Source organism: Paraflavitalea devenefica (assembly GCF_011759375.1).
Classification (GTDB): Bacteria; Bacteroidota; Bacteroidia; order Chitinophagales; family Chitinophagaceae; genus Paraflavitalea; species Paraflavitalea devenefica.
Map to the genome: position 1 here is coordinate 336,106 of NZ_JAARML010000001.1, position 24,454 is coordinate 360,559.

The 24,454-nt window shown below is 43.2% G+C and carries 21 protein-coding genes; 9 read left to right on the forward strand and 12 right to left on the reverse strand.

Annotation, left to right across the window (positions count from 1 at the left end; translation table 11 throughout):
• The first annotated feature begins 60 nt into the window (after positions 1-60).
• Positions 61-1,656, forward strand: coding sequence for a M1 family metallopeptidase (locus HB364_RS01240; RefSeq protein WP_167286081.1), 1,596 nt, complete (start codon positions 61-63; stop codon positions 1,654-1,656).
• A 100-nt stretch (positions 1,657-1,756) separates the two neighbouring features.
• Complete coding sequence (locus HB364_RS01245; RefSeq protein WP_167286082.1) at positions 1,757-3,298, forward strand: YifB family Mg chelatase-like AAA ATPase; 1,542 nt, start codon at positions 1,757-1,759, stop codon at positions 3,296-3,298.
• A 3-nt stretch (positions 3,299-3,301) separates the two neighbouring features.
• On the opposite strand, the gene HB364_RS01250 is transcribed toward HB364_RS01245, so the two are convergent.
• Positions 3,302-4,111, reverse strand: coding sequence for a sugar transferase (locus HB364_RS01250; protein WP_167286083.1), 810 nt, complete (start codon positions 4,109-4,111; stop codon positions 3,302-3,304).
• A gap of 371 nt (positions 4,112-4,482) precedes the next feature.
• Between HB364_RS01250 and HB364_RS01255 the strand changes: the two genes are divergently transcribed.
• The 3 genes from HB364_RS01255 (at position 4,483) to HB364_RS01265 (ending at position 8,018) form a co-directional block, all read left to right on the forward strand.
• Positions 4,483-5,241 carry a WecB/TagA/CpsF family glycosyltransferase gene (locus HB364_RS01255; protein WP_167286084.1) on the forward strand — a complete coding sequence of 253 codons (759 nt, stop codon included), beginning with the start codon at positions 4,483-4,485 and terminating at the stop codon, positions 5,239-5,241.
• Between the two features lie 137 nt (positions 5,242-5,378).
• On the forward strand, positions 5,379-7,271 hold the full coding sequence (locus HB364_RS01260) for an ArnT family glycosyltransferase (protein WP_167286085.1): 1,893 nt from the start codon (positions 5,379-5,381) through the stop codon (positions 7,269-7,271).
• 15 nt (positions 7,272-7,286) lie between these two features.
• On the forward strand, positions 7,287-8,018 hold the full coding sequence (locus tag HB364_RS01265) for a class I SAM-dependent methyltransferase (RefSeq protein WP_167286086.1): 732 nt from the start codon (positions 7,287-7,289) through the stop codon (positions 8,016-8,018).
• Here the strand turns inward: HB364_RS01265 and HB364_RS01270 are convergent.
• The 10 genes from HB364_RS01270 to HB364_RS01315 are packed head-to-tail and all read right to left on the reverse strand — an operon-like array spanning position 8,015 to position 19,053.
• Positions 8,015-9,349, reverse strand: a complete 1,335-nt coding sequence (locus HB364_RS01270) for a hypothetical protein (RefSeq protein ID WP_167286087.1) — start codon at positions 9,347-9,349, stop codon at positions 8,015-8,017. The two genes, HB364_RS01265 and HB364_RS01270, sit on opposite strands and share 4 nt — an antisense overlap.
• Entirely contained in the window at positions 9,342-10,550 is a 1,209-nt protein-coding gene (locus HB364_RS01275) for a glycosyltransferase family 4 protein (protein ID WP_167286088.1), read from the reverse strand. Before HB364_RS01275 ends, HB364_RS01270 begins: the two co-directional genes overlap by 8 nt.
• Positions 10,551-10,562: 12 nt before the next feature.
• The gene (locus HB364_RS01280; RefSeq protein WP_167286089.1) at positions 10,563-11,609 is read right to left on the reverse strand and encodes an NAD-dependent epimerase; all 1,047 of its coding nucleotides are present in this window, start codon (positions 11,607-11,609) and stop codon (positions 10,563-10,565) included.
• 48 nt (positions 11,610-11,657) lie between these two features.
• On the reverse strand, positions 11,658-12,929 hold the full coding sequence (locus tag HB364_RS01285; protein WP_167286090.1) for a glycosyltransferase: 1,272 nt from the start codon (positions 12,927-12,929) through the stop codon (positions 11,658-11,660).
• 23 nt (positions 12,930-12,952) lie between these two features.
• On the reverse strand, positions 12,953-14,029 hold the full coding sequence (locus HB364_RS01290; RefSeq protein WP_167286091.1) for a hypothetical protein: 1,077 nt from the start codon (positions 14,027-14,029) through the stop codon (positions 12,953-12,955).
• A gap of 7 nt (positions 14,030-14,036) precedes the next feature.
• Positions 14,037-14,816 carry a class I SAM-dependent DNA methyltransferase gene (locus HB364_RS01295; RefSeq protein WP_167286092.1) on the reverse strand — a complete coding sequence of 260 codons (780 nt, stop codon included), beginning with the start codon at positions 14,814-14,816 and terminating at the stop codon, positions 14,037-14,039.
• Positions 14,817-14,827: 11 nt separating this feature from the next.
• Positions 14,828-15,937: a DegT/DnrJ/EryC1/StrS family aminotransferase gene (locus tag HB364_RS01300; protein ID WP_167286093.1), complete on the reverse strand. Its 1,110-nt coding sequence runs from the start codon at positions 15,935-15,937 to the stop codon at positions 14,828-14,830.
• Between the two features lie 51 nt (positions 15,938-15,988).
• Complete coding sequence (locus HB364_RS01305; RefSeq protein ID WP_167286094.1) at positions 15,989-16,396, reverse strand: cupin domain-containing protein; 408 nt, start codon at positions 16,394-16,396, stop codon at positions 15,989-15,991.
• Positions 16,397-16,401: 5 nt separating this feature from the next.
• Positions 16,402-17,916 carry a murein biosynthesis integral membrane protein MurJ gene (murJ, locus tag HB364_RS01310; RefSeq protein ID WP_167286095.1) on the reverse strand — a complete coding sequence of 505 codons (1,515 nt, stop codon included), beginning with the start codon at positions 17,914-17,916 and terminating at the stop codon, positions 16,402-16,404.
• Positions 17,917-17,958: 42 nt separating this feature from the next.
• Positions 17,959-19,053: a hypothetical protein gene (locus HB364_RS01315; RefSeq protein WP_167286096.1), complete on the reverse strand. Its 1,095-nt coding sequence runs from the start codon at positions 19,051-19,053 to the stop codon at positions 17,959-17,961.
• Positions 19,054-19,330: 277 nt separating this feature from the next.
• Between HB364_RS01315 and HB364_RS01320 the strand changes: the two genes are divergently transcribed.
• The 4 genes from HB364_RS01320 (at position 19,331) to HB364_RS01335 (ending at position 23,990) form a co-directional block, all read left to right on the forward strand.
• Entirely contained in the window at positions 19,331-20,413 is a 1,083-nt protein-coding gene (locus HB364_RS01320; RefSeq protein ID WP_167286097.1) for a glycosyltransferase family 4 protein, read from the forward strand.
• Positions 20,410-21,564, forward strand: a complete 1,155-nt coding sequence (locus tag HB364_RS01325) for a DUF1972 domain-containing protein (protein WP_167286098.1) — start codon at positions 20,410-20,412, stop codon at positions 21,562-21,564. The genes HB364_RS01320 and HB364_RS01325 overlap by 4 nt, the downstream gene beginning before the upstream one ends.
• Before the next feature lie 111 nt (positions 21,565-21,675).
• Complete coding sequence (locus HB364_RS01330; protein WP_167286099.1) at positions 21,676-23,469, forward strand: ABC transporter ATP-binding protein; 1,794 nt, start codon at positions 21,676-21,678, stop codon at positions 23,467-23,469.
• Between the two features lie 95 nt (positions 23,470-23,564).
• Complete coding sequence (locus HB364_RS01335) at positions 23,565-23,990, forward strand: DUF983 domain-containing protein (protein WP_167286100.1); 426 nt, start codon at positions 23,565-23,567, stop codon at positions 23,988-23,990.
• Here HB364_RS01335 and HB364_RS01340 read toward each other — a convergent pair whose 3' ends face one another.
• Positions 23,991-24,446 carry a DUF2721 domain-containing protein gene (locus tag HB364_RS01340; RefSeq protein ID WP_167286101.1) on the reverse strand — a complete coding sequence of 152 codons (456 nt, stop codon included), beginning with the start codon at positions 24,444-24,446 and terminating at the stop codon, positions 23,991-23,993.
• Positions 24,447-24,454 lie beyond the last annotated feature (8 nt).

The following is a 24,454-nucleotide window of genomic DNA, read 5'->3' on the forward strand; positions in this document are numbered from 1 at the left end:
CTCACTATGCTACCGGTTTTTTTCCGGTTTTCTTATATCTTCATCCAAAATCCTCCCGGCATGAAGAAAGTCGTTTTCCTGGTACTGGTGTTGGCTGTTATTAACCACGCCCTCGCTCAAAAGCCCGGCGCTGCCATAGATGTACAGCACTATACCTTCGCAGTAACGCTCAACGATAACAACAACAACATCCAGGGGAAAGCCACCATTGAGGTATTATTCTTAAAAAATGTAAGCTCCCTTACGTTTGAACTCGTATCCAAACGGGCCGATGGCAAGGGAATGACGGTACAAAAAATAGCAGCCAACAATCAGATATTGCCCTTTCATCAGTCTGCCGATTCTATTCACATAGACCTCCCGGCCAAAGCCGGCGATAAAAAGACCATTGAGATCAGCTATGAAGGTATTCCTGCCGATGGTCTTATCATAGCCAATAACAAATACAAGCACCGTGGATTTTTTGCAGACAACTGGCCCAACCGTGCCCGTAACTGGCTTCCTTGTGTAGATCATCCGGCAGATAAGGCGCCGGTAGATTTCCTTGTTACGGCCCCCGACCATTACCAGGTAGTAGCCAATGGAATACAGGTAGAAGAAACATCCCTTGAGAATAACCTTAAGCTTACCCATTATAAGGAAACCGCTCCCCTGCCTATGAAGATAATGGTGATAGGCGTGGCTGATTTTGCTGTTCAATATGCCGGGGATGTTCAGTGTATTCCTGTTTATAGCTGGGTATACCCGGAGAATAAAGAGAAAGGTTTTTATGATTATGCCCAGGCTACAGAGATCCTTCCCTTCTTTATCAAAAATGTAGGTCCTTACGGCTATAAGAAGCTGGCCAACGTGCAATCCAAGACCATGTTTGGCGGCCTGGAAAATGCAGGCGCCATCTTCTATTCTGAGAACTCTGTAACAGGTACCCGTAAATCAGAATCCTTACTGACCCATGAAATAGCCCATCAGTGGTTTGGGGATATGGCTACTGAAACAGAATGGGCGCATATCTGGTTAAGTGAGGGATTTGCCACTTACATGACCATTCTTTACTTTGAAAACAAATATGGATCAGACACCGCCCGGCATATGTTGCTGGAAGACCGCAGTCAGGTGATCAGTTATACGAAGCGGACACAAAAGCCGGTGGTTGATTCCTCCGTTAAAGATTATATGGCCTTACTTAATCCTAACTCCTACCAGAAAGGCGGATGGGTATTGCATATGTTACGGGGTCAACTGGGTGATTCCCTGTTCTGGAAAGGCATTCGCTCCTATTATGCAAAATTCAGTGGCAAGAATGCTTCTACTGATGACCTGCGCAAAGCTATGGAAGCAGTATCCGGCCGCGACCTTCAACCCTTCTTCAGGCAATGGTTATTTACGCCCGGTCATCCCGTGTTGGATATTACCTGGCAATACGACAAACCCAAAAAAGCAGTATTGGTCACTGTAAATCAAAAACAAGATACTCCTTTCCAATTTCCGCTGGAGTTATCCTTCTATGGACAAAGCGGTAAGTTTTTCTTTAATAAAACAATCCTGGTAAAGGATAAACAAACCAGCCTGTCAATACCTGTTACCACCCCGGTAGAACAGGTATCGGCAGATCCATCAGTCAAGCTATTGTATGAAGGAACTGTAAAACCATCTTGAGACTGCCGGGGCAATAGTTACTTCTACCGCTAAGGGCCGTCATTATATTACATATTTTGTTTATCTTACTGACTTAACCAAAGATAAACTGCCAATATCCATGCTTGTTAAAACCTTTGGAAGCGCCGTATATGGTGTAGAAGCCATCACCATAACCATTGAAGTGAATGAAATGAGCGGCGCCGATTATTATATCGTAGGCTTGCCCGACAGCGCTGTTAAAGAAAGTCTACAACGGGTGGAAAGCGCCCTGAAGACCAACAATTACTTTATGCCCCGGCGTAAGCTGGTGGTCAATCTCTCACCCGCAGATATTAAAAAGACCGGTTCTGCTTTTGACCTCGCCATTGCAATAGGCACACTGGCAGCTTCCGAACAATTACTTGATCCGGAGAAGTTACAGGAATATGTAATTATGGGAGAGCTTAATCTCGATGGTACCATCCGCCCCATTAAAGGGGCTTTGCCTATAGCTATAACAACCTGCAGGGAAGGATTCAAAGGATTGATACTACCCAAACAGAATTCCAGGGAAGCAGCCATTGTCAATAACCTGAACGTATATGGGGCAGGTCATATCAATGAAGTCATCCAGTTCTTCCAGGATGAACAGTCCCTGCCACCGGTTACTGTCAATACCCAGGATGAGTTTTTTACGGCACAACATAATTTTGACTTTGACTTTACCGATGTAAAAGGCCAGGAGAATATAAAGCGGGCATTGGAAATAGCGGCGGCTGGTGGACATAATGCCATCCTGGTAGGTCCTCCTGGTGCGGGCAAAACGATGCTGGCAAAGCGGCTACCTACCATCCTGCCGCCCCTATCGCTGCAGGAAGCGCTGGAAACGACCAAGATCCATTCAGTAGCAGGCAAGCTGCCCGACAACTCGATGCTGATAGCCAAACGCCCCTTCCGCTCTCCTCATCATACAGTAAGCGATGTGGCATTGGTAGGTGGGGGTGGCATACCACAGCCTGGTGAAATATCGCTTGCCCATAATGGTGTCTTATTCCTGGATGAGCTACCTGAATTCAAAAGAACTGTGTTGGAAGTAATGCGCCAACCCATAGAAGAAAGACGCGTAACTATTTCCAGGGCTAAGATGGTAGTAGACTTCCCTTCGAACTTCATTCTGATAGCGGCTATGAACCCCTGCCTGTGCGGTTTCTATAACCATCCAACCAAGGCCTGTAGTTGTCCGCCGGGTAATGTTCAAAAGTATTTAAGCAAGATCTCCGGTCCCTTACTGGATAGGATTGACCTGCATGTAGAAGTAACGCCCGTTTCATTTGGGGAGCTGAGTACACAAAAGAATGGAGAACCTTCATCGGTTATCAGGGAGCGGGTTATAAAGGCCCGGGCCATACAAGCGGCCCGCTATGAAGATCATCCCGGCATATATTGTAATGCACAGATGAGCAGTAAGCAATTGAAACAGATATGTACCATCAACACAGTAGGACAACACTTGCTTAAAACTGCTATGGAGAAGCTCAACCTTTCTGCCAGGGCTTATGACCGTATACTCAAGGTAAGTCGCACCATTGCCGATCTTTCAGTAAGTGATGAAATTATGCCCGAACACCTGGCAGAAGCCATTCAATACAGGAGTCTGGACCGCGAAGGATGGGGCAAATAACAATTAGTTAAGGCTTCTGAAAGAAGCTGCCCATTTCCTGGGCGCAGGAGCAGCGATCTCCTGGTTCTGTATCTCGGCAGGGAAAAATTTCGAAAAGATCATTTTGAACGTTTGTGACGCTGTTTTGCGTACAATGCGCATATCCAGCCAGAAATTGGCATTCCGCACATAAAATGCATCAAACTGATAGCGGTGGAAGATGCTTTCAAAGTTCTTGGTAGGACCACGGTATCCTTTTACCTGGGCCAGACCGGTAATACCGGGTTTAACCGTGTTTCTGAACTTATAGTTATGAACAACAGAGGAAAAAGCATTACAATCAGCATGCATATGAGGCCTGGGGCCTACAATGCTCATTTGTCCCATCAGCACATTAAAAAACTGGGGGAATTCATCCAGGTTTGACCTGCGCAGAAAATGACCTATCCAGGTAATACGGTTATCATTTTCAGTAGCTTGTTTTGAATTGGCCTGGTCATTAACAATCATTGTCCTGAATTTCAAGCATTTAAAGCTTTTACCCCAACGGCCTACCCTCTTTTGGACAAAGAATACGGGGCCTGCAGAATCAAGTTTAATCAGTATTGCAATAATAGGAACCAGCCAGCTCAGGAGGAAAACAATTACGAAAGAAGACAATATAATATCAAATATACGCTTGGCTAAGAAGTAGTTACGCTTCTCAATGAGGTAAGTTCGTAAGGCGGCAGTGTCAACAGATACTCCAGTCGTTCTTTCAAAGGACTGGATTTTGGAGAAGGTCGTTATCATCATCGTTAATAATGCTTTTCCTTCCTGATTAAGGAAGGCCATTCAATAATAGTGATTAATTCTACTTACGCCTTTCTGGTTGCAAAGAAAGTAAATTTTGTCAAAATACCATGGCAATCAATATGGTAATTTGTTAAATTTTATTATAAGCATGCTCGGATAAGCATTATTGTTTATACTAAAATTCTATTTACCTGACCCTTTGCGAAAAGTAAACGTTGCTTTGAATTATTTATTTTTAGCAGATTCTTTTATTAGCTGCCTTTTTAACAACTTTTTATATTAACCATGGTGATATGTCATGCCTACACGTTGTAAGCACCCACCTGCCGGAGAATAAGCAAAAAGCAAGCCTACATACACATATCTTTGCACCAATTTTTTGGCCCCCTCAAAAACAAGCCTGGCAAGGTATGTATGAAAGGTTTCACATCATTGGTTTGCACGTTCATAGTCTGTCTTTTAAAGAAAGCCTTGATACCATCAGCGAATGGGGGTTACAACACCGGCCGGGCTTTGTATGCTTTGCCAACGTACATATGACCATCGAAGCCTACAATGATCCGTCATTCAAAAATGAGCTGGACAAAGCCTCCCTGGTATTACCTGATGGAAAACCGCTTTCATTGGCTACCCGCTGGCTGTACAGGAAGCAACAGGAAAGAATAGCCGGAATGGATTTTATGCCGGCCATACTGGAACGCGCATCTGCACTATCGGCAAAGATCTTCTTATACGGCTCAACGGAGGAGGTGTTGAACAAATTAACCGGATTGATCAACACCCAATATCCCGGCGTTATGGTGGCAGGCGCCATTTCTCCTCCCTTCAGGCCATTAACAGATGCGGAAAAGCTGGCCGATATTCAGCGCATCAACGACTCAGGCGCCCATTTCGTATTGGTAGCATTAGGATGTCCCAAGCAGGAAAAATGGATGGCAGCCAGTTCCACTGCCATTAATGCCCCTTTGCTCGGATTAGGTGGGGCGTTTCCCGTTATGGCTGGTGTACGCAAACGATCGCCCAGGTGGATGCAACAACTTTCACTGGAATGGTTATATCGCCTGCTGCAGGAACCGCGCCGGATGTTTAAACGGTACCTGTACACCAACTCTTTATTTATCTGGCTGCTGTTAAAAGCATTGATACAACAAAGGTTCAGGAAGCCTTAAAAAGGTTTGATCACAATAGGGTAATACAGAAAGGTATTCCGGTCTGAGATTGGAACGCAAGCCCCGGATTAAAGCTATGGAATGCCAAAAATAGTACTTTTGGCCTTCATCAGAAGGCATCCTAAACAGTGTATTATATGGTCTTATTCACATTGGCTCCTGTTCTTTGCTGGTTCGTACTTTTCATTCTCCTATATACCACTGTTGATGCTGCGGGTACATTCACAAAATTACGTATCGCATTCCTGTTCTCTACAGTTCTGCATGGCCTTTTACTCGTTCTTATTACAGAAGGATTAAGCGCTTATTCCATGCTCAGTTTCGGGTATGTATTACTATCATGGTTACTGATACTCCTGACTTTATTAGGAGCCTGTTTATATAAGCGTATCCGCCTGGCTAAGGTTAGGGAAATACTAATTGCTACGGTTAGCATTTACCGTTTTGGATGGATGGTTTGGATAATGGCGATCTGTGTATTAGTATCGTTCATATTGGCTATCATATACCCACCCAATAATTATGACTCCATGACCTATCACATGGCCAGGGTAGCCCATTGGGTGCAAAATAAAAACATCGCGTATTATCAAACACATATAGTACGTCAGCTCGAGTTGCAACCATTTGCAGAATGGGTTATCTTACATTTTCAGGTTTTGGCCGGAGGGGATATACTTGCCAATTCGGTCCAGCTTTTCTATTTCATAGGTTGTATTACAACCATCAGCCTTATTACTAAAGAATTGGGTGGCTCTGCCCAACAGCAATTGGCCACCGCCTTCTATGCCTGCCTGATACCAATGGCCATTATTCAAAGCAATACTACACAGAATGACATCGTTGTGGCCTTCTTTATTATCGCCTTTGTTTATTGTACCATTCTCCTGCTCAGGCGTGTCACAGGTATTTTACTTCTGATGGCAGGCGCCTCTCTTGGATTAGCGCTCCTCACCAAAGGAACAGCCTATATATTTGCCCTTCCTTTTTGTGGCTGGTATTTACTGACCTTGATAAAAGAATACCGGCAGCCTTTTAAAAAAGCGCTTGGAAAAGCCTTTTTATTCGCATTGGTTCCAGTAATAGCTGTGTTCATCAACAGTGGTTACTTTTATCGTAATACATTTCTTACCGGCTCACCGCTGGGCACTACCCATGCAAGTACCGGCAATGGAGGCATGGCCATCAAACCGATTGCGTTTATTGCTATCAAAAATTTGATGACCCACCTTCCTGTCAACAGAAAAATGAAGGATGGCCTGACAGCCGAAGCTGCAGCAATGGGGGTGGATATTGATGATCCCCAATACAGTTTTGTGCCCACTTACTGGATGCGTGAGGGCCTCTATTACCACGAAGATTACATGCAAAACTTTATACATATACTGCTGATCTTATTGGCAAGTATCCTCTTCCTGTTTAAAAAGAGTCTGTACAACAGTCGTATCAGCTATTATACGCTCTTTGTAGCTACCCTCATGGCAACAGCGCTGCTATATTGCGTACTTTTGAAGTGGCAGCCATGGACAAACAGGTTGCAGACAGGCTTATTCATGTTGTACTGTGTGTTGCTGGGTATGGAAATAGGAAGGTTTAATAAATGGATACAGCTTGCCAGTTACCTACCAGTGCTGTATTTTTCATTCAATGCATTGTTTAAAAGTAACAGCCATCCATTTCCTTATAACAAACAAGTGTATCATTCCCAGCTTGACAACGCTCTTATTCCTAATGTTGCCAAAGAAATAAGGGCATACCTTAAGAACAAGCCCTATACCAGGCTGGGCCTGTACATAGGAGGCGATTCATGGGACTATCCTTATTACAAATATTTGTCATGCTCGGACGGGGTGCACAGAACTATAAAACATGTTTTCGTCAAGAATGAATCTACCATATACCCTGATCATTATGTACCCGATGCCATCATCAGCCTTGAAGGACGCAGGGAGAAATATACGATAGATGGAATAGATTATTACCAGACTGTTATTTTTCAAGATGCAATGGTATTGTTTGAGCCCAAATAACAAACTTCTTATTTCATGAAGCAAAAAATAGTTCAATATCTTAGAAAACAAAGCTTTCAGCCAACCCTGGCAGGAATACTGGTCAATCCGCTTTTCTTTGTCAGGAGAGGGATCTTTATACATATCAAAATGCTGGCAGCCAAACAAACAGGCCAGCTAATGGATTTTGGATGTGGCAGAAAGCCCTACCGGAATTTATTTACCCATGTTACTGACTATATCGGCGTAGATATTGAGCAAACCGGCCATGACCATACCAATTCGCAGATAGATGTATTTTATGATGGAAAGACCCTCCCATTCAGTGCGGATAGCTTTGATGCTGTCTTTTGCAGTGAAGTACTTGAACATGTGTTCAATATTGATGAGGTCCTTCCCGAATTAAGCAGGGTCTTAAAAAAGGATGGGCAGATCCTTATCACCGTACCTTTTTGCTGGAACGAACATGAAATCCCTTATGATTTCGGCAGGTATACTTCATTTGGCATAAAGCACCTGCTTGAAAAGCATGGTTTTTCTATCATTGAGATCCATAAAAGCGGGCACTTCTCACAGGTCATCAGTCAGTTCTCGTCATTGTACATTTATGAAGTCATAAAAAGTGCCGTAAAATCCAAGGCATTGCACTACCTGTTATCCATGTTATTGATCGTGCCTATCAATATTACCGGGGCTATCATCTCCTTTATACTGCCCCGCAACAGATCGCTTTTTTTCAACAATGTAGTATTGGCAAGGAAAAACTAAGCAGTTATGCGCGACATCTTTGTTATTTCTACATGCATCAACTTAATAATAATAAGGATCAGTAACATAATTTCAGGGTACTCATAGAAATTATCCATGCATAACAAGAGTAGTAAAAAGATAAATAGAAACTTCAGCAACTTTCGATAAGCTGCATATTCCGGTGGGGCATTTATAACCTGTATATGAGTAATTTGCCGGTAATGCCGGTAATAAAACCACCCGAAAAAGAGCGTGAATAAAAAGCCATATTCGCCTAAAAAGGCCAGCAGTGACGAAAAAGGCTGGTTCCGGAATCCATCCTGGAACAGCGCCTGAGACGTATTGGTATCATTCCAGAGTGTATAGGCATACTCTCTGAAATAATAAGGCTGATTGCCCGATTTTAAAAAAGAAACTGCTGTAAAGAAAGAAGGGCTCCCCACCATAAAAGCACTGCGGCTATTAAAGGTGCCAGGCCCTGAGCCAAACAAAAAGTCCTTAACATTGGAAGGATAAGCCACCCCATAATTATGAAAAGCGATTACTTTCCTCGGTCCATTCTGAAGATCAAACTGCACAACTTTCTTAATATTAGCAATATTATAACGCAATACGCTGGGCTTTAACCAGGCCAGTGCATAATAAATGGCGACAATAGAAACAAGGGAAATGAAAACCGATTTGATGATTGCTGAGAACCGTAGCCGGAAGAAAGACAGAATAAAAGCAATAACAAATGCCACCAGCCCGCCTCCATAAAATCCCATCACACAGGAAGCCAGAAAGAATAAAGAAATCCATAACCTTTTTTTGCTCTTTGTGGCCAGGTATAAATAGAAATAATAAGCAAACAAAACCATATTCAGTATAACCAGCCCCCCCATAGAAATAGAATAGGTAGAATAAATACCTATAAAACTATCATCAGAAGTAGGGTTCCGGATCACCTGGATCACTCCTATCATATTATTTATAGTAGCTATTACCGACAGGCATTTAAAAAAAATGCTTACCAGGTTTTGACCATCAGCCAGGTATTTCCCCGGATTACCGAATAACAGGAAAATAAAAGGCAGCATGTAATAAAGAGAGAGGAGCTTATACTTTAAATACCATCCGCTAAAAAAAGAAAGGAACAGCGATAGGCCAATTAAGCCAAGCAATACAATACTATACTTCGATACACGCAGCTTTAGTTGTAAGAAAATGAATAAAGAGACCAGTGGATAAATTACGAGCAGCGAAATCCTCAAAAAAGTCCCGATCAAAATGGCTATCAAAAAGAATGATAAAGCCCATTTATTGACTTTAAATTGTATCGGTGATTCCGGCGCTATTACATTATCCATAGATCCCGTTTTTTTTGAGTTGCCTGGATGCTATAACATGCTTGTATATATTTATTACTTCTTCATAACATTTATCGGGATGAAACTGTTCCAGGTAGCTTTGCCTGGCCGCCTCATATAATGAGTAATTTCCCTGGGCAATATATTGATTATACTTTAAAATGGCCTGCTCCAATTCCCTGGCATTACCTGGCTCAAATAGAATACCATTCCCTTCATGACTGATCATTTCCTCCATCGCCCCAAGCCTGGATGCAATTACAGGAGTTCCGGTAGCAAATGCCTCAATAATGGTAAGTGGTAATCCTTCATACCAGATAGAAGGGAAAACAAGCGCCCGGCACGATTTCATAAGACCGATGACTTCCTCTTTCGTTTTCTTTCCAACAAAACGTACGTTGGGCAAGCCACCGAACTCCCGGACCAACGCCTCTTTATCAGGTCCGTCACCGGCAATAACAATATTGGCGTCCGGTAAGGCACGGAAAGCATTTAGCAAAACAGTAATACCTTTCTCCGCGGCCAGTCTTCCTACAAAGAGGAAGAAATTATCCCGCTGCTCAAACCTGCCGGCGCCAGGGTCATCAATGAAATTCCGCTTTACTTTAATCAGTCCGGTATCTAATCGCAAGGATGAATTCTCAAGGCGCCATTTCATGAACCGGGCAGGTACGATATAGGTATCTACCTTTTTCTTCCAGGTACCTGCCATTTTATGTACACTGCCCATTAATCCTACCACGGCACTTTCTACTGCCGACTCATGGTAACATTTGTACTTTACACCATACCAGGGAAAAGCATGGTGCACACACAACTCACACACCCTATTATTCCGTAACAATAAGGCATTTGCACAAATAAGCCGGTAATTCTGTATAGTTACTACCAGCGGGATCTGCTGTTTATGAGCCTCTATAATTACTGCCGGGGAAGCGGTAAAGAAAAAATTATGCACATGAATAACATCAGGAGCAAATTGCCGGATCTCCTCTTTTACCCGTAACGCCGAGGTCCTGTTATATACAGCGCCGAGCCCGGATTTTATCTTGCTGCTTATGCCTGTCTTGGCCTCATTGTCGAAAAAAAGGACTTTTACAGCATGCCCTTTTGACAGCAATAGATCCACCTCAGCATTGACAGTGGTATCTTCCCCGCCTGCACTTTGTAAATACCTGTTATGAATAAACAATATCCTCACCGGCAATGGTATTTATCCATAATACTTGTTAAACCAATCAATGTACAGCTTTACACCATCCCGGAGAGCAACAGAAGGCCTGTATCCCAATTGTATCAGGTCTGAAATGTCGGCATTCGTCGACAACACATCACCGGGCTGTAAAGGCATATAATTACGGATAGCTTTCTTTTGCAATGCTTCCTCCAACATCGTGATAAAATCAAGCAGCTTCACAGGGGTTGAATTACCAATATTAAAGATCCGGTAGGGAGCAGGGGATGAAGCCGTATCAGGTGACAAACCCGACCATTTATCATTTCCGGTTGGAGGAACGTCTATCACCTTAACAATGCCCTGAACGATATCACCAACATAAGTAAAATCCCGCAACATATCCCCATTATTGAATATATTGATCGGTTTATCATGTTTAATGGCATCTGTAAACAAGAAAGGGGCCATATCTGGCCTGCCCCAGGGGCCATACACAGTGAAAAAACGCAGTCCGGTTACAGGTAGCTTAAATAAATGGCTATAACTATGGGCCATCATTTCATTGGCTTTCTTGGTAGCCGCATACAAAGAAACAGGATGTTCTGTAGGTGTATGGGGGGAAAGCGGCATCTTTTCGTTAAGTCCATATACACTCGAAGAACTGGCAAATACCAGGTGCTGAACATGGTGATGGCGGCATCCTTCCAGTATATTCAGGAATCCTGTTACATTACTGCTTGCGTAGGAATAAGGATCCACCATAGAATAACGTACCCCTGCCTGGGCTGCCATATGGCAAACCACATCAAAACCAACCGTCCGGAACAGATCAGACAGCTTTTCATTATCCTCCAGGTTCAGCATTACGAAATAATGGCCCGGGTATTTCGTACTGTTGACCGGTTTACCATAAATCATCTCCGCTGTGTCAATACCATTTTCCTGTAGCCTGGCCTTTTTCAGGTTCACATCATAATACTGATTAACATTATCGAGCCCCCACACCTCATGTCCTTTTTCCAGCAGATAACTGGCCAGGTGCATACCTATAAAACCGGCTGTTCCTGTAACAAGTACCCTCATATTGATATAGTTAGTAGCGTCTGTTTAATAGCCTGTTTCCAGGGTAAATTACGGATTATCATAGATCAATTGATTCCATTGAGCCACAATAATGTCCTTGCCAAAATCCTTTGCCCGGGAAGCTGCTTTTTGAGCATATTCCTTTGCCCAATCCGGTTCTGCAATGAGTTTTAAAACAGCCTCCGTCCATAGCCGGACGATTTCTCCCTGTATTCCGGATAGTTGCCCCTCAAACTGTCCCGGCATATCAGGCATTAATATCCCATAAGGAGCATATTCCGTTGCAGGAGTTTTATAGTGCAGGTCTGTACCAGGCGCCAGTAATTCACGCGGTCCCGACAAACAATCTGTGGATATTACCGGTAATCCGCAAACCATGGCTTCCAGTAAAGCATTCGGAAATCCTTCATAAAGGGAAGGAAAAACAAAAATGCTTCTTTTATCCAGGTATTTAAACGGGTTTTGCTGAGCACCCAAAAAATATACATCATATTCATGGGCATTCCCGGCTTCTCTTTTTAACTGTTCAGAAGTACACACCTTTAATCCCCAGTCAGCAGCCTTATTAACCAACGTTTCCCTAAGCGGACCATCCCCGACAAGCAATAGTTTGATTGCCGGCACAGATGCTTTTACAGCAGCCAGCACGGGAAACAGGTAATCCTGCCCTTTCTGGACATCCAATCTTCCAACACTAACCAGCACTTTGTTTTCAACAAATAAACGCTTCACAGCAGGATATTCAATGGTTTCCTGTGCAGACACAGCCATCTTGTCAATATCAATGAAATTATGAATAACCTTGATCCTCCCGGCCGAAACACCAAAATTATCACATAGATCATGCTTCATCATGGTAGATGGCACCACGATATGATCAACCCTGTTATACAGGAACCTGATAAACACTTTATAGATACTTACTCCTTTTACCCGTCCCAATTCCTCGGAAAGAAAAGTTCGCACACTCAGCACAGTTTTCTCCCGCCGGCGGCTAAGCACATTGACAAAATTGGATGCCTCCATAAAACTGATGGAAACATCTATTTTGTACTTCTTTTTTATCTTTCTTAAGCTATAGATCAGAGAAAAAAAACGCGCGATCCGGGCGTAGAAGGGATTATTCTCAGCATTCCGGGCAAATGGGAGCCTGATCTTAATTAAGGTGCCACTGTAGGCATAGTCAACCTGATCAACATCGTTATAGATAACAATATGAATATTGGATGCAGACGCTAAATTATTACTTAGATTGGCTACTACTTTTTGCGCACCACCTCTATGCAATTGATTAACTACAAATAGGACATTCTTCTTCACCAATCAAATCTTTAGATTTTTATTTATCGGATAAACTTGCCCAGCAATTGCTTTACTTTCCCCGTCATGAACTTAACGTCCCGGATCCTTAACACTTTATGATACAGCTTTCGCCAGTTGCCTCTTTTCAATTGCTGATTGTATGCATTCAAACTATCGGTGTCAAGCAATACCTTCTTACCAAGCAGGGAATTTAACCCATCCGGATATATGCTGGCTGCTACCTCCTGCTGAGGAGATAAAAGATAATTCCAGATCTCGAGATGCTTCAGCGCATAATCTTTCCAGGTCCATAGCCCTACCGCTTGCATTAAAGAACGTTTCTCTTGTTCTATCTCTTTAAAGACAGCCACCAGTTCATCGGCCTCAACGAATGAATGGGTCATCCCTCCCGGAGCATCCAGGTGATAACCCTGGGGGGTTACAACAGTCTTTACACCGGCGGCCAGTGCATCTATGAATCCCATCGAACCCTCATCCATGCCAGTATACAGGTAATAGTCAAATGAAGGGACCAGCTCAACATATTTATCATAGTCGAACTCTTCATAATAGTTGACTGTAAACCCATTTTGCCTGATGTCTTCAACAATTTTATCCCACCCCGCGCCCATGATCGACAGTGAAAAAATATCCGGTGAAATATGCTTAAACAAATACTCCACTAACTCTTCCCGCTTACAACCATCCGGATATACACGGCTTGTTATTCCAATCACCATCTTACGGGGCTTCATCACATTATCATGGGCAGGTGTAATATAAGCAAGCTTATCAGCGGCAATACCTGCTGAAGCCAGCTCATTCATTACCTGTGCCGACATACAGATACCCACTTTAGCCACTTTCATCTGATCCGAAATCCTGTTTAGTTTATTCCGGTCATCAATATGAGTAATCATCAGGGTATCTATAGAAGTAGCTGCAGATTCTTTATAACCAAGGTATACAATATGATGGTTAATATCTGCTGTATCATCCGGATCATTGGCAATATCAACCTGAACACCAAGCTTCAACAACTCCTCCTTCATTTTCCTGGCAAACTTTCCCAGTATCCAGGCGTTGATATCCTCATAACTGACTATTCTTACACGCATAGCAGGTTTATACTTTTTGTGCTACAATACTGATATTCCAATCGTACGGATCTATTGTCCGTTCCGGTTCCAGGAAAGGTGATTGATGCAGCACATTAAACCCGGCTATTTTGAGCAGGTTATTCATTTCTGAGAAGAAATAATAGTGGAGATGATGTACTTCCTCGAATTCATCTATCCGCTGCTGCCCTTCAAAATACAGGCAGTTAAAAGTAACAGTGGTAGCCTGCTTCACCAGATCAATGGAAGTTTTGGAAATCCTGATTATTTCAGCCTGATCATCCTGTTTACGCAATACCTTCACCGGAGAATAATCCCGTACTACTGCATTGCCATTCCAATAGTCAAAGATGAATATGCCTCCTTTTTCAAGAAGCTGATAAATATTTTTGAACGTTTGCAACTGATCCTCAAAGCTGGTAATATAATTAACAGCAGAGAACATAGAGATCACTACATCAAATTTTCCGGGAATATTATGCGCCTCCTGGAAAGAATAATTATAAAAATCAATCTGCTTTGAGGCCTGCTGCGCATTTTCCCGGGCAACATCAATCATGGCTTTTGCAATATCACTCCCGCTGAGATGCGCATACCCCAAAGCTGACAGCTCAAACAAATGCCTGCCTGTACCACAAGCCAGATCGAGCAAAGTAAGTTCTGATTGCTTTTTGGAATAATGCTGGCTGATCAATTGGTGGATATAGGCAGCCTCCTTCTTATAATTCTTGTCTTTATAAAGAAGATTATAGAACCTCGCGTAGGTATCAAATTGCCGGGTGCTCATGAATGCTTTATTTAAGATAAAATCTTTTTAACCGCTTCACTTACTGTAACTATTTGCTCAGGCTTTAAAGCCAGGCCACTGGGTACATAAAACCCTCTTCTGGCCATGCGCTCAGCGACAGGATATTGCTCATTAACAAACAATCCCAGTTTATGGAAAACAGGCTGTTCATGCATGGGCCAGAAAAAAGGCCTGCTACCTATCTTTTCGGCACCCAGCTTCTTCATCGCTTCAAAGGCATCAAAGGGTACTTCATCATTCAGGACAATGCCAAATACCCAATAAATATTATCAGCATAAGTAGTTTTTTCCAGCGGAAGCTGAATGGAAGGAACGTCCTTTAACAAAGAGGTATATTGTTGTCCCATCCGTCTCTTTTTGGCAACAAATTCTTCCAGGCGCTCCAATTGGGCAAGACCAAGCGCTGCCTGCATATTGGTCATCCGGAAATTAAAACCCAACTCCTCATGATAAAACCTCTTTTCGGGAAGGAAGCACAGGTTGCGCAGGGAGCGGCACTTGTTGGCCAGGCTCTCATCATCTGTCATAATCATACCGCCTTCACCGGTAGTAATATGCTTATTGGGATAAAAACTAAACGTGCTGATGTCACCAAATGAACCCGCCGGGCGCCCTTTATACGTTTGCCCATGCATCTCGGCAGCATCTTCAATAATCTTCAATCCATGTTTTTGCGCCAGTTCAATAACAGGGTCCATGTCTACCGGCAGACCATAAATATGTACCACCATAATGGCTTTGGTCCTGGCGGTAATTTTCTCAGCTACCTGGTTAATATCCATATTCCAGGTCACAGGGTCCGAGTCTACTAAAACAGGCGTAGCCCCTGCTCTCACAACTGCAGCAGCACAGGAAATAATGGTAAAGGAAGGCATGATCACTTCATCGCCTTTCGATAAACCCAGGGCCAGCACAGCAGCATCCAATGCTACAGAACCATTACTTACAGCTATGCCAAACTTTCTGCCCACTGCAGCAGCCATTTTCTCTTCAAAAGCTTTTATAAATGGCCCTTCTGAGGATATCCATCCGGTATCGATACATTCATTCAGGTATTTCTTCTCGTTGCCGTCTAAGAGTGGCTCATTTACTAATATCATGCTTGCATTTATTAATCTTCCCGAAAGCTTTTAAGGCTTAACAGAAAGCCTTTATCCGATATGAGTTTTGTCATTTTGGACCCCGTTGTAGGGCCCTTGCTTTATTTCCAGCATTTCGGTATCCTCCAGCATTTCAAAACCATGTCCTCCGCTTGCCAGCAAAATAGTATCGCCTGTCTGTAAAACCACAGCCGTCAGAAAGTCCAGGCTCTGGTTATTAAACAAATTCACCCGTACTTTTCCTTTCCGGATCACCAGTACTTCCTGCGTATAAAATACTTCCCGTGCCACCTTATTATGAAAATGAGGTTTAATATTGCCTCCTTCCGGGTATTTAATAATACCAAGTTGTTGGGAATAATTATCCGGCGTGAAAAACTCTGTTTTTGAGGGACTGTATTGTGCCCTGATAATGTGACACAAAACAATTCCATTATTGTCTTTTATGACTTCAACCATAATACTTATTTTTTCCGCTTTATTTGTTTAACAAGCGCCTCATAACTGGGATCCTTAGTCATTTTAGCCAGGAAAAACCAATACAAAAGCACCACTGATATTACCGTTATTATACTTCTGGCCAAACTACCAGCATGCGTCAATAAATGCCTGTACACCAAAAACGTCAGCAAAAATACAAAAGCAGCTACAATACAAATGGCCCCGAACCGGGTAATCAGCGCCCGGAAGTCCAACTTATTAATCACCCGTCTTTTAATAAAAATGAAAGATAAAATAATGTTAAAAGCGGCTCCGATGGATAGACTTATGGCCAATCCCACAAATTGATATAACCTGCCTAACACAAAGGCGCTTGCGATATAGACAAGTAATTCCATTGTACCAATAATAGCTGCTGTCCAGGTATTCTGTGACATGTATAACATGCGGGCCGCTACGTTGCCAACACTGCTGAATAAGAAAAACCCCATTAATCCCAACAAAGTATAATAAAGTGCCAATGTATCTTTTTCAGTAAAAGCGCCATGCTCAAACAAGATGCTGATCATATCAATGCCACAAACAGCGAAAACGACGATCATTGGAAAGATGATCAATACTATTAAGTTAACCACTTTTGTAAAACCCTTTTCTAAAGCGTCTAAATCGTTGTTTGACCAATACTTAGACAACAATGGGAAACTTGTCGTTGCAATGCCGCTGGAAACAATAGTGCTTAGTATTACAACAATCTGATTACCACTACCCAAATACGACAAACTGCCATCGGGCAACCGGGCAGCAAAAAAGCGCTCGAAAACGGTATAAGAACGAAAAATCACCCCTGCTCCAAATAAGGGCAATGAAGCAAGCAACAGGGAGTTTAAACCCGGCTGCCGGAGAGAGAAAGTCCATTTGTATTGAAATCGCTTCAACACAAGTATCAACATAAATAAAAAGGACAGGAATGCCCCCAACAAAGTGCCATAAGCAATACTGCTGATCCCCCATGCAGGGCTCAGCAAACCAACAAACAATAAGGTAGTAAAACTGCTTATAATCGGAAACACGGCCGGAGCTAAAAAAGAATGTTTTGCCTGGAATACAGCGGCCAGCAAGGTGCTTAAAACGGTAAAAACAATGCTGACTAACTGAATACGAAACAAGTATATGGCTGTTGGCAAAATAGCACTCTTTGAGAAAGGCAGCATGAGTTCCATGACCGGCTGACTCATGAGATAACCAACCAGCACGATCGCTAAAAGCGCTAAAAAGCAACCATTAATTACGGCGGTCGCAAACTTTACGATAGAGCCGGAATGATTCTCAGTTTGGTATTTCACCAGGTAAGGCAGAAACATCATACCAATAGAACCAACAAATAAAGTAGTGATATAGGCAGGAATAGTCAGGGCTGCGAAATAAGCATCCCTATCTTGTGTAGTACCAAAATAATAAGCCAGTAAAAGCTGCGTAATAAAGCTAATAATGATCCCTAAAACAGAAAAGAGCGTAACCTGAATAGTGGACTTAAACATTCTTATCTGTTAATTGATAGATATAGTAATGGACATAGGACATTAGTCCGTTTTCTGCTTTTTCTCATAATAACTAATTACACGGTATAATTCAAAAGCGAGAAACACCAGGAATAATAGTGTCACTGCCAGCAAAGCATACGTAATGCCTCCCTGTTCCAATATATCTGATCTTTGGCCTACCTGACTGAAAGCTACATAAACCTGTACAAGATCGCGGTTATTAATTTTATGCTCTCTTACCAACTTAAGCTCGTCTTTTAATTGCATCACCTTATCATACAATTGGATCTCCGGAATTGGCTGCAATACTGCCTTGTCCTGCAAACTAATACTGGAACTAGGTGCTTGTATAGCACCTTGCTTCCGTAATCTTTCATTGTACACTGCCCGCAGTGTATCCAATCCCTTAAGGGAACTAATAATAATGTTCTCTTCATCTTCCTGCGTCCTGCGTTGTATCTCCAGATCTTTCTGCAGATCTCCATTACTGACAACCGCATTAATAATGCCTTGCTGTACCCTGGGGAACACGTCAGGCATGGTACTCATTACTGTGATTTCCTGCAGGGGAAAATCATATGGGGTGAGACTGTTTTTATAATCCTTATAGGGTAGCACCCTTGTCCAGAAGGTATCAGTCCGGAGGTATAGATTGGCCCGGTTATAATCAAAGAATTGTTGTTTATATAATTCGCTGATTTGTTTTTCATCATTTACCGGCTCTACCTCAAATGCTCTTAAGGTAGCAGCCTCTGCACCGGAAATAGAAAGCAGTTTACTCAACTCATCACGCCTGCCTTGACTAATTAAATTATTTAAGTAGGTGGTTGTATTATATAGCGCTTTAGTACTCCCGAAATTGAACCGGGCAGTCATGGTTGAACGGTATTTTACACCGCTCTCATGACTCTGGTAAGTACCCCATCCATAACCCAGCAATATCGCTCCTATGATCCACCATATTCTTTTCTTCAGAAAAATGAGCGCAAAAAGAATTCCATTAGTCACCCCCACAAAAAACTGTCTTATTAAACGGCCCATTTTATCAAATCCCTTACCGATAAGGCTAAGAATCATGCCGAGGTCCACATCACTATGTCCGCCCGGAACGTTCTTTTTTTCCTGATTTTCCATATATCCGCTTTAACGAATGGATGAAGATTAAATTTTGACCAGGTATTAGTTAAGAGCATTTACCGTAAACACATATCCCAAAAACAACATATATACTTCATTAACACTACCTGCGCAAAAATATACCAAACAAATCAAACCCAACCAGTTTATTGTCAATAGCAATCCTTGCAAAATACCTGCATAGCACACTGAAAACCTTTGTCTTTTCAAAAATTCACCGACCCAAAAGCAACCCAAGGAAAGCCAGGTACGAATAACAATAGGAGGGTCCGTTATGAAAGTAGCCTTTATTGTTCGATCAACGCTGTTTACCGTTAAAGGCGGTGACACCTTCCAGGTGATTCAAACCGCAGGTTGTCTCAAACAATTTGGTACCCTGGTGGATATTAAACTAACCCATGAACCTATCGACTATAACCAATACAACCTGTTGCATTTTTTTAACATTACACGACCATCAGATATTTTGCATCATAGCATCAGAACTTCCGTTCCTTATGTGGTTTCGCCGGTTTTAATTGACTACAGCAATTATGATAAACATTACCGGCAAGGGCTTGCCGGCATGCTTTTCCGGCTGCTTCCGGCCGGCGCCATCGAATACCTAAAAGCTGTAGCCAGGTGGATAAAAGGTACAGAACCCGCTTTATCAGCTATTTACCTATGGAAAGGGCAACAGCGGAGTATAGAAAAAATCCTGAAAAAATGCACCCTCCTGCTACCTAATTCCAGCCTGGAACAGCAACAGTTAGTACAGCTTTACAATATCTCTGCCAACTATGCAATTATCCCTAATGGCGTCGGTGACAACTTCTTTACTCCCAATAGCCGTATTGCCAAAGATCCTCTCCTGGTATTATGTGTAGCCCGCATTGAAGGCATTAAAAACCAGCTTAACCTTATAAAAGCGTTAAATCATACTCCTTATAAACTGGTATTGATCGGAGCACCGGCTCCCAATCAGCTTTCCTATTACCAGGCCTGCCGCGCAATAGCTGGCCCCAACATTACTTTCATTGACCACCTACCCCAGGAAGAGCTCATCCCCTGGTACCAACAGGCCAAAGTGCACGTGTTGCCCAGTTGGTTTGAAACCTGTGGCCTCGCCTCCCTGGAAGCCGGCGCTATGGGATGTAACCTTGTCATCACCGAAAAAGGATACACCAGGGAATACTTTGAAGATTACGCTTTCTATTGCGATCCTGCTTCACCCGAATCTATACGGCAGGCCATAGAGAAAGCCGCCCGGGCACCTGTTTCCGGACAGCTCAGACACAAAATCATCCACCATTACACCTGGCAAAAAGCGGCGGAAAAAACCCTCGCAGCCTACAAACAAGTACTGCAAAAAGCATGAAACTGCGCATTGGCATATTAGGAACCCGTGGCATCCCCAATAACTATGGAGGATTTGAATATTTTGCAGAACACCTCTCCCAAGGACTTGCCAGGAAAGGATATGAAGTATATGTTTATTGCTCACATAACCACCCCAACCAGCAAGCATGCTGGAATGGCGTGCACATTGTACACTGTTACGATCCCGAATACCTGTTAGGCACCGCAGGCCAGTTTTTATATGATCTCAATTGTATCCGCGATGCGCGGAAACGGGATTATGACATATTGCTATTTCTCGGTTATACCAGCAGTTCAATATGGGGACCCTTCTTTCCCGCCGGCACTACCATTATTTCCAATATGGATGGCCTGGAATGGAAACGCTCCAAATACTCACCTTCCGTACAACGGTTTTTGAGATATGCCGAAAAGCTGGCCATAAAGCACAGTGATTTCTTTGTAGCCGATTCTACCTATATACAAACTTACCTGCAGGAGAAATACCAGGTACATCCTGTATACATTGCTTACGGGGCAACAGTCTTCAATCAACCCGATCCAGCCGTTCCTTCCGGTTATGGCCTCCATAGCCAGAGCTATAATATGCTGATGGCCCGCATGGAACCGGAGAACAACATAGAAATGATCCTGGATGGCTACCATACTTCAAAGTCTCCACTCGATTTCATGGTAGTCGGTAACACCGATAATAAATTTGGCCGTTACCTGACCAATAAGTTTGCCCATGATAAAAGGATCCGCTTTACAGGGGCCATCTTCAATCAGCAACACATCAACAACCTCATCTATTACTCCAATCTCTATTTTCATGGACATTCAGTAGGTGGCACCAACCCCTCCCTGCTGGAAGCCATGGGCAGCCAGGCCCTCATTATAGCACAGGACAATGTATTCAACAGGGCTGTATTGGAAGAAAACGGTTATTATTTTAATACAGCCGCTGAAGTGCAGCAGTATGCAGACACCCTGTCAAAAAATGCCGGCACGCAGGGTATTACATTCGCCAATAGCTTGAAAATAGAGCAATTGTACAATTGGAATAAGATCATAGACGCCTATGAATCATTCTTTATACGTTGCTACCAGGAAAAGAAACTACCCCTTCCTGTCACTTCTGTACTACAACCCACCAAACATCCCGGTTGATTTCAGGGCTACCCGCTCTGCCATCTTGCCATTTTTACCGAAATTGTATGGAATTTGAACATTCTTAACCTTTTCCGGTTTAATTCCTAGTTCCCACTATTCTAATTAGCTATGAAAATATTAGTAAATTATCTAAAGCCATATAAGTGGCTGGTATTCCTTGTCTTATTCCTGGCAGCCATTAACATAGGGTTCTCCCTGCTAGATCCTATCATCTTTGGTAAACTTGTCAATTTTGCCACCTATTACAATGACAGGACTAAAGATGGCACAGAATCATTTACCTGGCACAAGTTTCTCTTCAATGACAGCCCCTGGGGAATAGTACCCCTGCTACTGGCTTCCATCTCTGTGGCCATGGTGAGCCGCATTGCCAAGAACTTCCAGGATTACTTCATGACGGTAGTAGTCCAAAAGTTTGGCGCTAAGGTCTTTACAGATGGATTGAAACAAGCCATGCGCCTCCCCTACCAGGAATTTGAGGACCAACGGAGCGGTGAAACATTATCTGTGCTGACCAAAGTAAGGGGCGACACAGAAAAATTCATTGGCTATTTTGTAAATATTCTGTTTACAGTAATAGTAGGTATCGTTGTAGTATCCGTATTTGCGGCAAGGATACACTGGTCTCTTCCACTTGTATATTTTGGCGGTATCGGCATACTCATGTTCATATCCAACCTGCTTAGCAAAAAGGTAAAAACAATCCAGAAAAGCATTGTTAAAGAAACCACCTCACTGGCAGGCGCCACTACTGAATCGCTCAGGAATATTGAACTGGTGAAAAGCCTTGGTCTTACCAACCAGGAAGTAAACCGGCTTAATAAAAACACCTATAAAATATTAGGGCTGGAAGTAAAAAAAGTAAAACGCATCCGCAGTGTGGCCTTTATACAAGGCACCTTCGTAAATACGCTGCGCCAGGTTATTCTCTTTATTATGATGTGGCTGGTATACCGTCATGAGATGAATGGTGGAGAACTGGTAACCATGCAGATCTTTTCCTTCTTCATCTTCGGCCCCTTACAGGAAATTGGCAATATCATCCTTTCCTACCGGGAAGCAGAAGTATCGCTCAACAACTTTGAGAACCTGATGAAGAAAGCACCCGAAGCTGAACCCCTGGAACCCAAACACCTGGGTAATATTCAAACCCTCGAATTCCAGTTTGTAGGTTTCAAGCATCAAACGGCCCAGCAAAAAGCCATTGACAACATCAACTTCTCCGTAAAAACGGGGGAAACCATCGCCTTCGTAGGCCCCTCCGGTTCAGGGAAAACCACCCTGATGAAATTGCTGGTAGGCTTATACCGTCCGCAAGAAGGGAAGATCCTGTACAATGGAATAGATGAAACAGCTATCAAATACGATGACCTCCGCAGCCAGATTGGTTTTGTAACCCAGGATACCCAGCTATTTTCCGGCACCATCAAGGAAAACCTGTTGTTTGTAAATCCGGCAGCCTCCGATGAAGACCTGTTGGATGCCTTGCAAAAAGCAGCCTGCACCAACCTGTTGGCCCGTGCGGAAAAAGGCATGGATACCATGATCGGTGAAGGAGGGTTAAAGCTATCAGGAGGCGAAAAACAACGTCTATCGATAGCCAGGGCACTGCTGCGCCATCCTCATTTGCTCATCTTCGATGAGGCTACCTCATCACTGGATTCTATTACAGAAGAAGAAATTACCAATACCATCAAGCACGTGTCTTCCCGGCGCAACCAGATCACTGTGCTGATTGCCCACCGCCTTTCCACCATCATGCATGCCGACCGCATCTATGTATTGGAAAAAGGGGATATTGTAGAGACCGGCACCCATGAAGAGCTCATTGAAGAAAAAGGGCTCTATTATGCCATGTGGCGTCAACAGATTGGCGAACGCAAAAAGACCCTCGCCGCATAATACTATACTACCAGGCTTCATAGCAGCAAAACCATTAAAAACAGGCGCCGGACCTGATACACGGTACTTGTTTTTAATGGTTTATCTTTGCCGCCATGTCTCAATCATCCAAGCCAAACTATTTCTGGAGCATGCTCACCATGAAATGCCCGCGTTGCCGCAGGGGGCCTATGTTTAAAAACAACAATCCCTGGAGGCTCAAAAAGGTGTTTGATATGCCCCAAACCTGCCCGGAATGTAAACAACCTTTTGAATTGGAACCAGGATTCTGGTATGGTACGGCTTATGTCAGCTATGCGCTTTCGGTGGCTTTATCGGTTACCACCTTTGTAGCCTGGTTTGTGCTTATTGGCATGTCTACCCGGGACAACCGCTTTTTTATTTGGCTGGGAACCAATATTTTCCTGCTCATCTTCCTGCAGCCCTGGCTCATGCGCCTCAGCAGGGTCATCTACCTGTACTTTTTCGTTAAGTACGATCCGGGTTATAAAAGCAACCAGTTAGAGGAAATAAAACAATAATCATTCACCCTGGTCCTTGTTATCTTTTGTGCCCAGGATATTGGTAAAGAAATTAACCCGTGTTTCTTTCTCCAGGTCACTCAATTCCAGTTCCAAAGCTTTTGTACTGAGAGATATCTCAAGCAATGAGAACAACAGCGATGCCATGAAAGCAGCGACACTGATAGCAAAAATAAGATAGCTAGCATCGTTCCAGTTCCTGAAAATACAGTACATACACACTACACAGAACAGAAAACTTAATACCCCCAGGGCTTGCATGGAACGTATAAGCCTGATCCTTGTACGCAGGTTACGGATCTGCTGTATAATATGCTTCTGATTGGGGTCCTTTTTATACTTATCGTGCAAATTGCGGATCAGGCTTGCCAGGGCCAGGAACCGGTTGGTATAAGCCAGCATTAACAGAGATATTGCCGGAAACAACAATGCAGGGGTAGTAATGGATAGCTCCATGTCCATAA

Coding starts and splice junctions, on each gene's coding strand:
- HB364_RS01315 (WP_167286096.1), bottom strand. CDS start 19,053: ATGGAAAATCAGGAAAAAAAGAACGTTCCGGGCGGACATAGTGATGTG.
- HB364_RS01330 (WP_167286099.1), top strand. CDS start 21,676: ATGAAAATATTAGTAAATTATCTAAAGCCATATAAGTGGCTGGTATTC.
- murJ (WP_167286095.1), bottom strand. CDS start 17,916: ATGTTTAAGTCCACTATTCAGGTTACGCTCTTTTCTGTTTTAGGGATC.
- HB364_RS01270 (WP_167286087.1), bottom strand. CDS start 9,349: ATGGATAATGTAATAGCGCCGGAATCACCGATACAATTTAAAGTCAAT.
- HB364_RS01340 (WP_167286101.1), bottom strand. CDS start 24,446: ATGGAGCTATCCATTACTACCCCTGCATTGTTGTTTCCGGCAATATCT.
- HB364_RS01255 (WP_167286084.1), top strand. CDS start 4,483: ATGTATGAAAGGTTTCACATCATTGGTTTGCACGTTCATAGTCTGTCT.
- HB364_RS01325 (WP_167286098.1), top strand. CDS start 20,410: ATGAAACTGCGCATTGGCATATTAGGAACCCGTGGCATCCCCAATAAC.
- HB364_RS01245 (WP_167286082.1), top strand. CDS start 1,757: ATGCTTGTTAAAACCTTTGGAAGCGCCGTATATGGTGTAGAAGCCATC.
- HB364_RS01295 (WP_167286092.1), bottom strand. CDS start 14,816: ATGAGCACCCGGCAATTTGATACCTACGCGAGGTTCTATAATCTTCTT.
- HB364_RS01290 (WP_167286091.1), bottom strand. CDS start 14,029: ATGCGTGTAAGAATAGTCAGTTATGAGGATATCAACGCCTGGATACTG.
- HB364_RS01240 (WP_167286081.1), top strand. CDS start 61: ATGAAGAAAGTCGTTTTCCTGGTACTGGTGTTGGCTGTTATTAACCAC.
- HB364_RS01265 (WP_167286086.1), top strand. CDS start 7,287: ATGAAGCAAAAAATAGTTCAATATCTTAGAAAACAAAGCTTTCAGCCA.
- HB364_RS01335 (WP_167286100.1), top strand. CDS start 23,565: ATGTCTCAATCATCCAAGCCAAACTATTTCTGGAGCATGCTCACCATG.
- HB364_RS01300 (WP_167286093.1), bottom strand. CDS start 15,937: ATGATATTAGTAAATGAGCCACTCTTAGACGGCAACGAGAAGAAATAC.
- HB364_RS01250 (WP_167286083.1), bottom strand. CDS start 4,111: ATGGCCTTCCTTAATCAGGAAGGAAAAGCATTATTAACGATGATGATA.
- HB364_RS01320 (WP_167286097.1), top strand. CDS start 19,331: ATGAAAGTAGCCTTTATTGTTCGATCAACGCTGTTTACCGTTAAAGGC.
- HB364_RS01260 (WP_167286085.1), top strand. CDS start 5,379: ATGGTCTTATTCACATTGGCTCCTGTTCTTTGCTGGTTCGTACTTTTC.
- HB364_RS01280 (WP_167286089.1), bottom strand. CDS start 11,609: ATGAGGGTACTTGTTACAGGAACAGCCGGTTTTATAGGTATGCACCTG.
- HB364_RS01305 (WP_167286094.1), bottom strand. CDS start 16,396: ATGGTTGAAGTCATAAAAGACAATAATGGAATTGTTTTGTGTCACATT.